The organism is Isoptericola cucumis (assembly GCF_014635665.1).
GTDB lineage: Bacteria > Actinomycetota > Actinomycetes > Actinomycetales > Cellulomonadaceae > Isoptericola > Isoptericola cucumis.
This window is the reverse complement of record NZ_BMDG01000004.1, coordinates 290,543-304,137: the sequence shown is the minus strand read 5'-3', so window position 1 is coordinate 304,137 and position 13,595 is coordinate 290,543. Positions and strand designations below refer to the sequence as shown.

The following is a 13,595-nucleotide window of genomic DNA, read 5'->3' as shown; positions in this document are numbered from 1 at the left end:
GGGCGCCTCAGCGCTCCTCCACGCTCCTGAGTGCTCCTGAGTGCTCCGCCGCGGGCTTCCCGTCAAGTTGCCGCCCAGGGTCAGACGCTGGAGTAGGCGACGACGCCCCGCAGCACCGCCCGCTGGGCCTTGCGAGCGGCCGTGCGCAGCTCCGGGCGGGGCGCCGCCGACGCGAGCTGGTCGAGCACGTCGACGACCTGCTTGCACCAGCGCACGAAGTCCCCCGCCGCGACGTCCGTGCCGCGCAGCACCGCCTCGAGCCCGCGGCCCGACGCCCACTTGTGCACGGGGGCGACGAGCCCCAGGTCCAGGGGGCCCGTCGACTCCAGCTTGTGCTGCGCCTCCAGGTCCGTCACCTCCGACCAGACGCGAGTCGTGTCGTCCAGGGCGCGCGCGAGGCGCCCCTGCGGCCCGCCGGGCACGTACGGCTCCGCGGCCTCCTCGCGGCGGCCGGAGTACACGACCGTCGACACGGCCGCCGCGAGCGAGGCGGGGTCCAGCCCGTCCCACGTCCCCCGGCGCAGGCACTCGGCCAGCAGCAGGTCGTCCTCCGCGTACAGCCGGCGCAGCCACCGCCCGTCGTCCGTCACGCGCAGCTCCCCCGCGCCTGGCGGCGGACCTTCCAGCGCAGGCCCTGCATCCTCGGCCACGTCCTCGGTCTGGTCCGTGGTCTCGGCGGCGGCGTCGTGCTCCGCGTCCGGCTCCTCCGCGGGGACCGGGTCGGTCGTGAGGTAGCCCAGCCGCAGCAGCACCTCGCAGGTGTGGTCGAAGGTGCGGGCGATGGTGCCCGTGCGGCCCTCCACCCGGCGCACGAGCTGTGCGTGCTCGCGGCGCAGCTGCTCCCACCGCTGCGCCCACCGGGCGTGGTCGTCACGCTCCGGGCAGCCGTGACAGGGGTGGGCGCGCAGCGCGGCACGCAGGCGTTGCAGCTCGCGGTCGGACGCCGCGTCCGGGCGGCCGCCCTTGCCGCCACCCCGACCCCCACCACCGCCCTTCCCGCTGCCGCCGCCCTTGCCGCGACCCGGGCCCCGCCCGGTGCCGGCGTCGTCACGGAACGCGCCCAGCGCGTTGCGCAGGCTGGACGCGAGGTCGCGCCGCTGGTCGGGGCGGCGCGGGTTGAACGACTTCGGGATGCGCACCGTGGTGACGACCTGCACCCCGCCCGGGGCGTCCGCCAGCGTGAGCTTCTTGACCTGCTTCTCCTGGGTGAGGACGGTCGGGCGCGGGCCGTCGAAGCCCCGCTCGTCGTGCCCGGGGTCCAGCACCACCACGTAGCCGCGCCGCCGCCCGGCCGGCACCTCGACCACGTCACCGCGGCGCAGGCGCTCGAACGACTCGACGGCCTCGGCCCGCCGCGCCCCCGAGGAGGCGCGCGACAGCTCCTTCTCCCGCTCCGTGATCGCCCGGCGCAGCGCCATGTACTCGGCGAAGTCGCCACGGTCGCACGCCATCGCGCCCGCGTACCCCTCCATCGCCTCGGCGTGCGCCTGCGCCTGCTTCGCCAGGCCGACCACGCCACGGTCCGCCTGGAACTGCGCGAAGCTCGTCTCCAGCACGTCGCGGGCCCGGTCGTGACCCACCTGGGCCACGAGGTTGACCGCCATGTTGTACGTCGGGCGGAAGCTCGACCGCAGCGGGTACAGGCGCTTGGACGCCAGCCCGGCGAGCGCCACCGGGTCCAGGCCCGTGTGGTCGACGACGACGGCGTGCCCCTCGACGTCGATCCCCCGCCGCCCGGCACGGCCGGTCAGCTGCGTGTACTCCCCCGGCGTCACCGGCTGGTGCGCGGTGCCGTCCCACTTGACGAGCTTCTCCAGCACGACCGAACGGGCCGGCATGTTGATGCCGAGCGCCAGCGTCTCCGTCGCGAAGACCACCTTGACGAGCCCGCGGGAGAACAGCTCCTCCACGGTCTCCTTGAACACCGGCAGCAGCCCCGCGTGGTGGGCCGCCACCCCGCGGGCCAGGGCCTCGGCCCACGACCAGTAGCCGAGCACCTCGAGGTCCTCCGGCGCGATCGCGGCCGTGCGCTCCTCCACCACCTGCCGGATCGTCGCCTCCTCGGTCGCGTCGGTGAGCCGCAGACCCGCCCGCAGGCACTGCTGCACGGCCCCCTCGCAGCCCGCACGGGAGAAGATGAAGTAGATCGCGGGCAGCAACGCGTCGGCGTCCAGGGCGTCCACGACGGCGAACCGGGGCGGGGTGCGCCGCGACGCGACCAGCGCGCCCGCGCCCGGGCGGTGCCCGCCCCGGCCGCGGTACCCGCGGTCTCCGCGGCCCCGGTGCCCGTGCCGCTCGTGCCCGCCGCCCGCCCGGGGCCCGCTGCGCGCCGACGTGCGGAACACGGCCTGCAGGTCCGGGTTGATGGGCGGGTTCGTGCCCGGGTCGGTGGGGTCGACGTGCCCCGCGTACAGGTCCATGAGCCTCGGCACCCCCCGGGGCTCCGGCGCCGACACGCTGACGTGCTGCCACAGCGGCACCGGCCGGCGCTCGCTGACCACCACCGCCGTGTCGCCGCGGACGGTGGCGAGCCAGTCGCCGAACTCCTCCGCGTTGGACACGGTCGCCGACAGCGACACGAGCTGCACATGGTCGGGCAGGTGGATGATCACCTCTTCCCACACCGGCCCGCGGAACCGGTCGGCGAGGTAGTGCACCTCGTCCATCACCACGTACGCGAGCCCGTCGAGCGCCGAGGAGCCGGCGTACAGCATGTTGCGCAGCACCTCGGTGGTCATCACGACCACGGGGGCGCCGGCGTTGATGGACGTGTCGCCGGTCAGCAGGCCCACGTTCGCCACGCCGTGCCGGGCCACGAGGTCCGTGTACTTCTGGTTGCTCAGCGCCTTGATCGGCGTCGTGTAGAACGCCTTGCCGCCGCCGACGAGGGCGAGATGGACGGCGAACTCGCCCACCACCGTCTTGCCGGCGCCCGTGGGGGCCGCGACCAGGACGCTGCGGCCGCCCTCGAGCGCGACGCACGCGTCCACCTGGAAGGGGTCGAGCTCGAAACCGACGACGCGCCGGAACCGGCCCAGCTCGCCGGAGTGGTCGGCGCGGTCCTGGTCCAGGCGGGCGCGTGACGCGGCGTACCGCTCGGCCGGGCTGCCGTGGTGCTGGGGGTCGGCGGTCATGTCGCCAGCCTACGGCGCGCCCGGCCGTCGTCTCGCGCGGCGTCCGGCCCGGTCAGCCCGCTCTCGACGGCGCCGCCGGGCCCGCCGGGACGAGCGCGTGCAGCGCGCCCGCGCGGGCCTCGACCCGCAGCGGCAGCGCGCCCAGGCGCTCGCCGTCGCCGAACGCGACCGGCATCGGCCGCTCCCCGGAGGCCCAGGCGTCGGGGCCGGGCTCGACGGTCACGGCGCGGGCCCGCACCAGGTGCACCTTGCGGTGGCGCAGGTGGGCGCCGACGAACATCGACGGGAAGACGGCGGCCGCGGCGGGCCGGCTGAGGTCGGTGCCGATCACCACGTCGAGGTAGCCGTCGTCGACCCGTGCGTGCGGGGCGACCAGGACGCCGCCGCCGATGCGGGGCCCGTTCGCGGCCGTCACGAGCGCGGCCCGGCCCGTCCACGTGGCGGTGCCGTCGCCGTCGGACCGCAGGTGCAGCCCGGCGGCGGTCCCCACCCCCGGGTGCTCGTGCGCCCCGGTGGGCTGCAGGCCGTCGAACGTCAAGCGGTACGACCAGGGCCGGTAGCCCACGACCTCCCGCACCGCGGCGATCGTGTAGCGGGAGCTGCCGCGCGGCCGGCGCATCGCGTTGGCGCGGGCGTTGACCGTGGCGTCCAGCCCGGCGGACACCGCGCCCGCCACCCAGCGGCCCTGGCCGCCGACCGCGTCGGGCCCGGCGACCAGGCCCGGGCCGGACACGAAGGCCGCGTCCACGGCGCGCACGCCGCGCTCCCCGGCGTCCAGGGCCGCCAGCAGCGCCCGACAGGACGCGCCCACGTCACCCACGGGCAGCCCGAGCGTCGGCGCGAAGTCGTTGCCCGTGCCGACGGCGACGACACCCAGCGGCACGCCCGTGCCCGCCACCGCCTGCGCGCCCAGGTGCACCATGCCGTCCCCGCCCACCACGACGAGGGCGCGCACCGCGCCGGCGTCGACGGCGCGGCGGGCGCGGGTCAGGGCCAGGTCCGCGGTGCGCCCCGACAGGTCGTGCACGAGATGCCCGGCCTCGCGCAGCGTGTCGACGACGACGGCGCCCGCGCGCACGGCCCTCCCCTTGCCGGCCGTGGGGTTCACGACCACACCGAGGGGGCGCGCCGCGGGAGGCGGCGCGCCCGTCATGCGGGACCGGTCACGTGACGGCCACGCGCTTCCGGTCGACCCGCCGGTCGTGCAGCACGCACACGCCGTACGCGACGAAGTACAGGCCGCAGATGGGCAGCGCGACCGAGAACATCGTGAGCAGGTCCGGCGTCGGCGTCATCATCGCGGCGAACAGGAACGACACCAGGACGGCCCACCGCCACCCGGCGAGCCACTGGGCGGCCCGGACCGTGCCCATGAAGTTCAGCGCGACCATGACGACGGGCACCAGGAAGGCCAGCCCGAACGCCAGGATGAGCCGCATGACGAAGCTGAGGTAGACCTGCGCGCCGATGAGGTTCGAGCCACCCTCGGGGACGAACTCGTTGAGCAGCGCCACGGCACGCGGCAGCAGGTACCACGCCAGGCCGGCGCCGGCGAGGAACAGCGGCACGGCCGCGGCGAGGAACCCGTACGCGTACCGTCGTTCCTTGCCCGTGAGACCAGGGTTGATGAACGCGAAGAGCTGGTACAGCCACCACGGGCTCGACACGAGGACGCCGAGGAACAGCGACACCTTGACGCGCATGTCGATCGCGGTGGCGACGCCGTCGAAGTTCAGCCCGATGAGCGCGTCCCGGTGCTCGGCGACGTCCTGCAGGGGATCGACCAGCACCCGGAACAGCGGGTCGTACAGGATCCAGCCGAGGATGGCGCCGAGCAGCACGCCGATCGCGGCGAGGAAGACCCGCTTGCGGATCTCCAGCAGGTGCTCACGCAGGGGCATCCGCCCCTCGGCGTCGCGGGTGGTGCGCGACACCGCCTACGCTCGCGGCTGCGTCGGGTCGGTCAGACCCGGGACCTGCTGCGACGCGGCACCGTCCGGTGACGGCGCGGACGCCGTGGTGGCGCTGGGCGTGCTCGCCGGTGTCGACGCCGGTGTCGACGAGGTGGACGAGGACGAGGCCGGCGTCGAGGTGCCGTCCGCGTCGTCCGCGGGCTGCTCGCCGTCGGCGCCCTTGCCGTCCTTGCCAGCCTCGGTGCCGTCGTCCTTCAGCTCCTTGACCTCCTTCTTGAAGATCTTGAGCGACTGCCCGACGCTGCGCGCGAGGTCCGGGAGCCGCCTGGAGCCGAAGAGGAGGACGACCAGCAGGATCAGGACGATGATCACCGCGGGGTGACGGAGAATGTTCACGAAGACCGCTCCCGTGTTCGCTCGTGTGCTCGCTCGTGGGGCACGAGCGGCACTGTCCCGAACAGTCTAGGGCAGGCGGGTGTGGTCCCCGCCACCCCCGGGCGCCTGCGGAGCGCGTCGTGACTCCTTCGAGACCTCTCGTCGCCGCAACCAGGACTCTCCGGCCGACGGGCCGGTCGCCCACTCCTGCCACGTCCGCTCGGACCGGGCCCGTCGCCTCCCGCGGCGCTCCGCGCGGCGGCGGCGCACGTCGGCGACCCGTGCGGACAGGTCGACGGGGTCGTCGAAGATCGTGGGCGAGGTGTCCGGGGGCGTCGCCCCCTGCGCCGCCGCGGCGGCGCGCTCCCCGACCACGGAGAACGTCTCGCTCGCCCGCCCGGCCTCGCGCAGGGTGCGCACGCCCGCACGACACAGCATCCACGCCAGCGCGGCGACCGCCGCCAGCGCGCCCAGGACCAGCAGCACCCACACCCACCACCACATGGGCGCCAGCCTAGGCCCGTCCGGCGGGCGTACCGCCCGGCGCGGGGCCGTACGCCGCGAGGGCGTCCCGCGCCGCGGACGCGGCGTCGCGCGCGACCTCCGGCGGCGACACGGACAGCACGTCCGGCGCGTTCGCGAGCAGCAGCCGGCGCAGCCATGCCGGGTTGGTCACCCGCAGCCGCACCTCGACCGACCCGTCCGGCAGGTCCCGCACCGACTCCGCCGGGACCTCCTCCGCCACCCACCGGCCTGCCGACGCCAGCACCAGCGTCGCCACCGGCGCCGCCTCGTGCGCCACGGACGCCCACACGTCGGCGTCCGGGTCGCGCACGTCGTGCTCCGCCGCCGGGGTGTCCAGCACCTGCGCGGCGAGGATCCGGTCCACCCGGAAGGTGCGCCGCCCCTCGGCCCGCAGGCACCACGCGACCAGGTACATCGAGCCGTCCTGGGTGACCAGCCGCAGCGGGTCCACGTCGCGCTCGCTCGCGACGTCCGCGGCATTGACGTACCGCAGGTGCAGCCGCCGCTGCTCGCCCAGGGCCGACGTCACCGCCGCCACGACCTGCGGGTCCCCGTCACCGGCCAGGCGCACGTCCACGGCGCTCGCGGCCTCCCCGGTCGCCGCGGCGAGCTTGTCCAGCGCGGAGGCCACGACGCTCGCCCGGCCGGGGTCGGCCTGCACGGCCGGCGACGCGTGCATGGCGCGCAGCGCGGCGACCAGCGCCACCGCCTCGCGGGTGCCCAGGCGCAGGGGCCGGGTCATGCCGCGCGCCTGCGTGAGCGCGACCAGGCCGCCCTCGAGGGAGTACGCGTCGAAGTCGATGAGGTCGTCGGGCATGTAGCCCGGCGTGCCGGAGACCCACAGCGCGTCCACGTCCTCGCGCACCTGCTGCGGGGTGACGCCGAAGCGTTGCGCCAGCTCCTCCACGCGCACCGGACCCGCGTCGTCGAGGAAGGCGACGAGCCCCAGCAGCCGTACCAGGCGGTCGTCCGCGCGCTCAGCCACGGTGCTCCTCCTCCTCGCGGGGCCCCGCGCCCGCCGTGGCGTCGAGGCCGGATGCCGCCGTCAACCGCCGCACGACGTCCGCGCGCAGGTCGTCCGGCTCCACGACCACGACCGCCTGACCGTAGGCGGCGACCTCGTCCGCGAACGCGGACAGGCTGCGGTACTCGACGTCGAGCAGGTCGCGGCCGTCGGAGCGCGGGCCCGCCCCGTCGGCGGGGGTCGCGCGCGCCCGCAGCGCCTGCGCCCGCTCGGGCACGACGGCGAGCCGCGCCCGACGCACCGCGCCCACCCGTGCGCCGAGCATGGCGTCCACGTCCACCTCGGCGGGGACGTCGAACGCCCCCGGACGGGACCCCACCTTGACCCGGCCGGCGATGCGCGACATGCGGAACACCCGCGGCGCACCCCGGCCGCGGTCGAAGCCCACGAGGTACCAGCCGCTGCCGCGCGCCGCGATGCGCCACGGCTCGACGTGCCGCGTCAGCTCCTGCCCGGTGCTCGCCGCCCGGTACCGGAACGACACATCGCGCCGCTCCGAGATCGCCTCCAGCAGCGGCACGTACGCGTCGCCCGCGGCGCGCACGCGCGGGGCGAGCCCGGCCACCGCGTCCGAGGCGGCCTCCCCCGCCCCCGCCGCCCGCAGCTTCGTCATCGCGCGCGACATGTCGGTGCGCAGCGTCTTGTCCGACCACAGCTGCGCGGCCAGCGCCACCACGCCCAGCTCCGCCGGCGTCAGGTCCACCGGCCCCAGCGCGTACGCGTCGTTGTCGATGCGGTACCCGACGTCGTCGCTGTGCCCGCCCGCGTCCACGGTGACGATCGGGATGCCGAGCGCGCGCAACGTGTCCTTGTCGCGCTCGAACATCCGCTCGAACGCCTCCGTGGACGGCGCGTCGCCGTACCCGGCCACGCCGGCGCGCACCTGTTGCTTGGTCATCGCGGCGCTCGTGTTCACGAGGGCGATGACCAGGTTCAGGAGGCGTTCGGCAGGCGGGGTCCCGCGCGCGGGCGCCAGGCGGCCGGCATCAGGGCCGTCGGGGTTCGCAGGCATCGGGTCCACGCTAGCGGCCGGTAGCCTCGGGCGGGTGACGACAGGGCCGAACAGCGCACACCACGTCCCGCCGGACGACCGATCTCGCACCGCACCGACGACCGAACCCGGGACGGCACCGGCCACCTCCCCGGCCACCTCCCCGGCCGAGCACCCGACCAGCCACGTCACGTGGCGCGCGGGGACCGTCGCCGCCCGGGGACGCGCCTGGTCCGGCGCCCGCGAGGTGACCGTGAGCCTCGACGCCGCCCTCCCGAACGCCGACGCCGCCACGGACCGACCCGAGGTGACACAGGTGCGGGGCCTGGCGTACACCACGCTCGTCGGCGACCCCGACGTCGGCGACCGGCTCCTGCTCAACGTCTCCGCCCTGGCCCGGGGCCTCGGCACCGGCGGCTACGGGCTCGTCGTCGGCCCCGCCGGCCCGCCCGGGACCCCCCTGCCCGCCGACCCCGCTCCCGGACCCGGACACCTGGTCAAGGCCCGCTACACGCCCCTGCAGGCCATGGTGCTCGGCGTCGACGAGCAGGAGTCCCCGCACCACGACGCCCTGCGGTACGCCGACGACCTCGAAGGGATGCCCGTCGTCGTCGCCGACCTGCACTCCGCGCTGCCCGCGATCGTCGCCGGCGCCCGGCACGCCGCCGCCCTCGCCGGCCGACGCCCGCCGGCCGTCGCGTACGTCATGACCGACGGCGGCGCGCTGCCCGCCGCCTTCTCCCGCACCGTCGCCACCCTGCGCGACGCCGGCTGGCTCGCCACCTGCATCACCGTCGGGCAGGCCTTCGGCGGCGACCTCGAGGCCGTCACCGTGCACACGGGGCTGCTGGCCGCCCGCCACGTCGCGGGCGTCGACCTCGTCGTCGTCACCCAGGGGCCGGGCAACCTCGGCACCGGCACCCGGTGGGGCTTCTCCGGCGTCGCCGCCGGCGAGGTCCTCAACGCGGCCGCCACCCTCGGCGGACGACCCGTCGCCTCCCTGCGCGTCTCGGGCGCCGACGCCCGGGACCGGCACCTCGGCGTCTCCCACCACAGCCTCACCGCCTACGGCCGGGTGGCGCTCGCGGCCGCCGACGTCGTCGTGCCCGACCCCACGCCGCAGGTCGAGTCCCTGGACGCCTGGGGCCCCGACCTCACCACCCGGCTCCGCGCGCAGGCCGCCACGCTCGCCACCGCGCCCGCCGCCCACCGGCTGGTCGACGTCCCCGCCGACGGCGCCCTCCTGGACGCCCTGCGCGGCTCCCCCGCCCGCCTGTCCACCATGGGGCGCGGCCTCGACGCCGACCCCGCCGCCTTCGTCGCCGCCGCCGTCGCCGGGGTGCACGCCGCCGCAGGCCTCCCGCCCGGCACCGGCGCCCGGTAGCGTCGGGGGCATGGCAGCGCGGTCACCGACGTCCCCCGCGGCACGCGCGCTGCTCGTCGGCGCCCTCGCCGCCACCGTGCTGGCCGGCGCCGCCACCGCCACACCGTGGCGGTTCGCCCTGCCCGACCGCCTCTTCCCCACCGGGGAGGCCGAGGCCACCACCCCGCCACCGGCACCCGCGCCCACCGGCGCGCCGGAGGCCCAGAGCACGCCGGACGCCCTCACCGTCGTCGCCGTCGTCCTCGCCGTCGCCGGCGCCCTGCTGATCCTCGCCCTCCTCGTCCTGCTCGCCCGCCGCGTCATGACCGCTCTCGCCGCGCCCGCCGAGGAGGAGACCGACGACCTGCCCGGCGGCGACGCCGTCGCCGCCGGGGACGCCCCCGCCATCCCGCTCGCCGACCTGCAGGACGCCGTGCAGCGCGCGCTGCGGCACGTCGACGACGCCGCCACCCCGCACGACGCCGTCGTCGCCGCCTGGGTGGCCCTCGAGGACGCCGCCGCCGACCACGGCACCACCCGCGACCCCGCCGAGACGCCCACCGAGTTCACCGGCCGCCTGCTCGCCGCCACCCCCGCGCCCCCGGCCAGCGTCGCCGAGCTGCGCGCCCTGTACGCCGAGGCCCGCTTCACCCGCCGGCCCGTCGCACCCGCCCAGGTCGACCGGGCGCGCCACGCCCTGCACGACGTCGCACGCTCCCTGGACGACGGACCCGCGCCGACCTCGCCGACCGCGGGACCGCCACCGAGGGACGAGGACGGACGATGACCGCCCTCCGCGCACGCACCCTGCTCCTCACGACCCTGCCGGCGCTCGCGGCCGGAGGCCTCCTCGCCGGCCTCGGTGTGCTCGACGCCGTGCACGCCGCGCTGCTCGTCGTGGTCGTCGCCGCCGTGGTGTACGTGTGGCGCACCCTCGAAGAAGGCGAGGACGCCGGCTGGCCGCCCGTGCCGGAGGCCCGGCGGGCGGGAGCCCGCAACGACGTGAGCGAGCTGGGCTGGGCCACGTTCACCCGCAACGGCGCCGTCGGGAACCGGATGCGCGCCAGGATCGTGGCGCTCGCGGCGGCCCGGCTCGCCGAGCACGGCGTCGACCTGGGCGCCGACGGCCCCGGCGACCGCGCCGCCGCCGAGCGGCTCCTCGGACCCGACGTGGTGGCCACGATGACGTCCCGGGGCGAGGCCACCCGCGCCCAGGTGGAGCGCTGGCTCGACGCCGTCGAACGGCTCGCACCACCCACCCCCGACCCCGACGGAAGGCACGCCGCATGACCCCCGACCCCGCTCCCGCGTCCTCCCCGGCAGGGCCGGCGCCCGCCCAGCCCGCTGGGCCCTCGGTGCCGCTGCCGCTCGACGAGGTGGCAGCCCTGTCGGAGCGGGTGCTCGAGGCCGTGGGCACCGCCGTCGTGGGGATGCGCGACACGCTCGAGCTCGCCCTGGCCACGGTGCTCGCCGGCGGGCACGTGCTGTTCGAGGACGTGCCGGGCCTCGGCAAGACGCTCGCCGCCCGGTCCCTGGCCGCCGCCCTCGGCCTCGACTTCGCCCGGCTGCAGTGCACCCCCGACCTCCTGCCCGGCGACATCACCGGCTCGACCGTGTACGACCCCGCGAGCCGGGAGCTCGTCTTCCGCCCCGGCCCGGTCTTCACCGGGCTGTTCCTCGCGGACGAGATCAACCGGACGCCGCCCAAGACCCAGTCCGCGCTGCTGGAGGCGATGGCCGAGGGACAGGTCTCCGTCGACGGCGTCAGCCACCCGCTGCCGGTGCCGTTCCACGTCATGGCCACGTCCAACCCGGTGGAGTACGAGGGCACCTACCCGCTGCCCGAGGCGCAGCTCGACCGGTTCATGGTGCGCCTGTCCGTCGGGTACCCCACCCGGGACCAGGAGCGGCAGGTGCTGCTGCGCCGCGTCGCCAGGCGCCGGGAGGCGGCGCCGGTCGCGCGGGTCGTCGACGCCGCCACGGTCCGGCGGATGCAGGCGGGGGTGGAGGCCACGGCCGTCGACCCCGACGTGGCCGGCTACTGCGTCGACCTCGCCGCCGCGACGCGCGAGCACGCGGCCCTGGAGGTCGGGGCGAGCCCGCGCGGGTCGCAGAACCTCCTCCTGGTGGCCCGGGCGGCCGCGGCCCTCGCCGGCCGCGACTTCGTGGTGCCGGAGGACGTCAAGCGCGTCGCAGTGCCGGTGCTCGCCCACCGGCTGACGCTCACCCCGACCGCGTGGGCGTCGGCCGTGCGCGCCGAGGACGTCGTGCGCGAGCTGCTCGCCACCGTCCCCGGGCCCGCGACCGTGGCGAGCGACCGGGGATGAGCCGCAGCTCCCACGCCGTGGCCGGGATCGCGGCCGGTGTCCTGGTGCTCGGGCTGGGCCTGCTCGCCGGCCGCGCCGACGTCACCCTGCTCGGCATCCCCCTCCTGCTGGGCGCTGCCTGGAGCGGGCGGCCGGGCGCCTGGCTCGCCGCGCCCCCGACGGGCGTCGACCGCACGCACGTCGCCACGGACGACCGGCCCGGCGCGCCCGGAGAGCTCACCGCGACCCTGCACCTGGACCCACCGCCGGGCACCGAGGTCGCCCACGCCCGCGTCTCCGCCCCCGGCCACCGCTCCACCGAGGTGCTGGTCGCCGCGCGACCGCGGCCGCTCGACCTGCGGCTGCGGACCGTCCGCACCGGGCCGCAGCAGACCTTCCGAGCCGACGTGCGGGGCCACGGCGCCGGCGGGACGACCGTCACCGACGTCGTCACCGTCGTCGCCCCGGACCGTGTGGTGCTCCCCACGGCGATGCCCCTCGGCCGGGTGCCCCTCCCACGCCGACTGCGCGGCCTCACCGGCCCCCACACCGCCCGTCGGCTCGGCGACGGGGACGAGCTGCGGGACGTCCACCCGTTCGTCCCCGGCGACCGGCTGCGCCGCGTCGACTGGCGCACCACGGCCCGCCGCTCGCCGGACCTCGACACCCTGTACGTGCGGCGCACCTACGCGACCGCCGAGGCCACGGCCGTCCTCGTCCTCGACTCGCGCGACGACGTCGGCCCGGACCTGCGGACCTGGCGCGGCACCGGCGACCAGCGCGTCGACGAGGCCACCTCCCTCGACCTCGCCCGGCACGCCGCCGCCTCGGTCGCCGCCGCGCTCGTCGCCTCCGGCGACCGCGTCGGCCTCGAGGACCTCGGTCGCAGCCGCCACCCCGTCCCGCCCGCCTCCGGCCGGCGGCACCTGCGGCGCATGCTGCACGCCCTCGCGCTCAGCCACCCCGTCGGCTCCCCCGCGCGGCGCCTGCGCCCGCCACGCCTGCCCGCCGACGCCATCGTCTACCTGCTCACCACGGCGCTCGACGACGAACCGCTCGCCCTGGTGCGTGCCTGGCGGGCGCACGGACACCCCGTCGTGGTCGTCGACACCCTGCCGGACGTCCGGCCAGCCCACGAGGAGCACATGCGCCTCGCCTGGCGCGTCACCCGCATGGAGCGCGACGACCGCCTGCGGCACATCGCGGCCGAGGGCGTCCCCGTCGTGCGGTGGGCCGGCCCCGCGCGCGACACCGCGCCCATGGCCCTCGAGGCGCTCGTGCGGGCCGGCGAGCGGCACGCCGGCGCGCCCCCGCCCCGCGTCGCGAGCGGCGGCCGGCCCCGATGACCCGCCTCGGCCAGCGCCCCCGCTCCCTCACCGCCCGATGGCGCGCCCTCGCACGGCGGCCCCGCCCGCTGCCGCCCGTCGACGTGGCACTGCGGGCGTGGGTCCCCGGCTGGGCGCTCCGGGTCGCGGCCGTGGTCCTCGTGCCGGCGACCGTCCTGCTGGGCGCCGCCCGCACCGACGTGCTGCCCGGGGTCGGCGTCGCGACGGCCCTCGCGCTCGGGGCGTGGGTCGCCGTCCGGCCCGGGCCGGGGCCGGCGCACGTCGCCGTCGTGGTGACCGCCGTCCTGCTGCTCGGATCCGGCGACGCGCCCTTCGACCCCGCCGCACTGTGGCTCGCCCCGCTCGGGTACGCGGCCGTCCGGCTCGGCTGGTGGTCCGCCCAGGCGGCGCCCCGCTCCCGCGTCGAGCTCGACCTGCTCCGGCACGCCGCCGCCCGCGACCTCGTGGTGCTCGGCGCCACCGCCGCGCTCGGCCTCGGCGCCCAGGCGCTGGCCGGCAGCCCGGTCGAGGCGCTCGTCGCGCTCGGGGTGGTGGGCCTCGCTGGGCTCGCGTGGCTCGTCGTCCGGCTGCACGATGGCCGGTGACGAGACCCAGCGAGAACGATCAGGACGGAGACCC

Annotated in this window: 13 protein-coding genes; 6 read left to right on the top strand and 7 right to left on the bottom strand. The window is 77.2% G+C overall.

Going from position 1 to position 13,595, the window contains the following annotated elements:
* Positions 1-80 precede the first annotated feature (80 nt).
* The 7 genes from IEW03_RS07625 to IEW03_RS07595 all read right to left on the bottom strand — a co-directional run bounded on the left by IEW03_RS07625 (position 81) and on the right by IEW03_RS07595 (position 7,983).
* Positions 81-3,134, bottom strand: a complete 3,054-nt coding sequence (locus IEW03_RS07625) for a DEAD/DEAH box helicase (protein WP_188523043.1) — start codon at positions 3,132-3,134, stop codon at positions 81-83.
* Positions 3,135-3,186: 52 nt separating this feature from the next.
* A complete protein-coding gene (locus IEW03_RS07620) occupies positions 3,187-4,242 on the bottom strand; it encodes a diacylglycerol/lipid kinase family protein (protein ID WP_229737784.1) in 1,056 nt (351 codons plus the stop codon).
* 55 nt (positions 4,243-4,297) lie between these two features.
* Positions 4,298-5,035 (bottom strand): twin-arginine translocase subunit TatC, encoded by a 738-nt coding sequence (gene tatC / locus IEW03_RS07615; RefSeq protein WP_188523181.1) that lies wholly within the window; start codon positions 5,033-5,035, stop codon positions 4,298-4,300.
* A gap of 36 nt (positions 5,036-5,071) precedes the next feature.
* Positions 5,072-5,443, bottom strand: coding sequence for a twin-arginine translocase TatA/TatE family subunit (locus IEW03_RS07610; protein ID WP_188523041.1), 372 nt, complete (start codon positions 5,441-5,443; stop codon positions 5,072-5,074).
* 66 nt (positions 5,444-5,509) lie between these two features.
* Positions 5,510-5,926 carry a hypothetical protein gene (locus tag IEW03_RS07605; protein WP_188523040.1) on the bottom strand — a complete coding sequence of 139 codons (417 nt, stop codon included), beginning with the start codon at positions 5,924-5,926 and terminating at the stop codon, positions 5,510-5,512.
* A gap of 10 nt (positions 5,927-5,936) precedes the next feature.
* Positions 5,937-6,932, bottom strand: coding sequence for a helix-turn-helix transcriptional regulator (locus tag IEW03_RS07600; protein WP_188523039.1), 996 nt, complete (start codon positions 6,930-6,932; stop codon positions 5,937-5,939).
* Entirely contained in the window at positions 6,925-7,983 is a 1,059-nt protein-coding gene (locus tag IEW03_RS07595; protein WP_188523038.1) for a helix-turn-helix transcriptional regulator, read from the bottom strand. The genes IEW03_RS07600 and IEW03_RS07595 overlap by 8 nt, the downstream gene beginning before the upstream one ends.
* A gap of 226 nt (positions 7,984-8,209) precedes the next feature.
* Here IEW03_RS07595 and IEW03_RS07590 point away from each other — a divergent pair, with 226 nt between their 5' ends.
* From IEW03_RS07590 to IEW03_RS07565, 6 genes are read left to right on the top strand one after another with little or no spacing between them, the layout of a single operon-like run.
* Positions 8,210-9,346, top strand: a complete 1,137-nt coding sequence (locus IEW03_RS07590; protein ID WP_229737833.1) for a DUF3866 family protein — start codon at positions 8,210-8,212, stop codon at positions 9,344-9,346.
* A gap of 10 nt (positions 9,347-9,356) precedes the next feature.
* Positions 9,357-10,112, top strand: coding sequence for a DUF4129 domain-containing protein (locus IEW03_RS07585; protein ID WP_188523036.1), 756 nt, complete (start codon positions 9,357-9,359; stop codon positions 10,110-10,112).
* Positions 10,109-10,615: a hypothetical protein gene (locus tag IEW03_RS07580; RefSeq protein ID WP_188523035.1), complete on the top strand. Its 507-nt coding sequence runs from the start codon at positions 10,109-10,111 to the stop codon at positions 10,613-10,615. Before IEW03_RS07585 ends, IEW03_RS07580 begins: the two co-directional genes overlap by 4 nt.
* The gene (locus IEW03_RS07575) at positions 10,612-11,652 is read left to right on the top strand and encodes an AAA family ATPase (RefSeq protein ID WP_188523034.1); all 1,041 of its coding nucleotides are present in this window, start codon (positions 10,612-10,614) and stop codon (positions 11,650-11,652) included. Before IEW03_RS07580 ends, IEW03_RS07575 begins: the two co-directional genes overlap by 4 nt.
* Positions 11,649-12,977 (top strand): DUF58 domain-containing protein, encoded by a 1,329-nt coding sequence (locus IEW03_RS07570; RefSeq protein ID WP_188523033.1) that lies wholly within the window; start codon positions 11,649-11,651, stop codon positions 12,975-12,977. Before IEW03_RS07575 ends, IEW03_RS07570 begins: the two co-directional genes overlap by 4 nt.
* Positions 12,974-13,561: a serine/threonine-protein kinase gene (locus IEW03_RS07565; RefSeq protein WP_188523032.1), complete on the top strand. Its 588-nt coding sequence runs from the start codon at positions 12,974-12,976 to the stop codon at positions 13,559-13,561. Before IEW03_RS07570 ends, IEW03_RS07565 begins: the two co-directional genes overlap by 4 nt.
* The last annotated feature ends 34 nt before the right edge of the window (positions 13,562-13,595 follow it).

Bases quoted from the DNA above. Each gene is read 5' to 3' on its own strand.
- IEW03_RS07625 (WP_188523043.1), bottom strand. From the start codon at position 3,134: ATGACCGCCGACCCCCAGCACCACGGCAGCCCGGCCGAGCGGTACGCC.
- tatC (WP_188523181.1), bottom strand. From the start codon at position 5,035: ATGCCCCTGCGTGAGCACCTGCTGGAGATCCGCAAGCGGGTCTTCCTC.
- IEW03_RS07605 (WP_188523040.1), bottom strand. From the start codon at position 5,926: ATGTGGTGGTGGGTGTGGGTGCTGCTGGTCCTGGGCGCGCTGGCGGCG.
- IEW03_RS07595 (WP_188523038.1), bottom strand. From the start codon at position 7,983: ATGCCTGCGAACCCCGACGGCCCTGATGCCGGCCGCCTGGCGCCCGCG.
- IEW03_RS07585 (WP_188523036.1), top strand. From the start codon at position 9,357: ATGGCAGCGCGGTCACCGACGTCCCCCGCGGCACGCGCGCTGCTCGTC.
- IEW03_RS07580 (WP_188523035.1), top strand. From the start codon at position 10,109: ATGACCGCCCTCCGCGCACGCACCCTGCTCCTCACGACCCTGCCGGCG.
- IEW03_RS07575 (WP_188523034.1), top strand. From the start codon at position 10,612: ATGACCCCCGACCCCGCTCCCGCGTCCTCCCCGGCAGGGCCGGCGCCC.
- IEW03_RS07570 (WP_188523033.1), top strand. From the start codon at position 11,649: ATGAGCCGCAGCTCCCACGCCGTGGCCGGGATCGCGGCCGGTGTCCTG.
- IEW03_RS07565 (WP_188523032.1), top strand. From the start codon at position 12,974: ATGACCCGCCTCGGCCAGCGCCCCCGCTCCCTCACCGCCCGATGGCGC.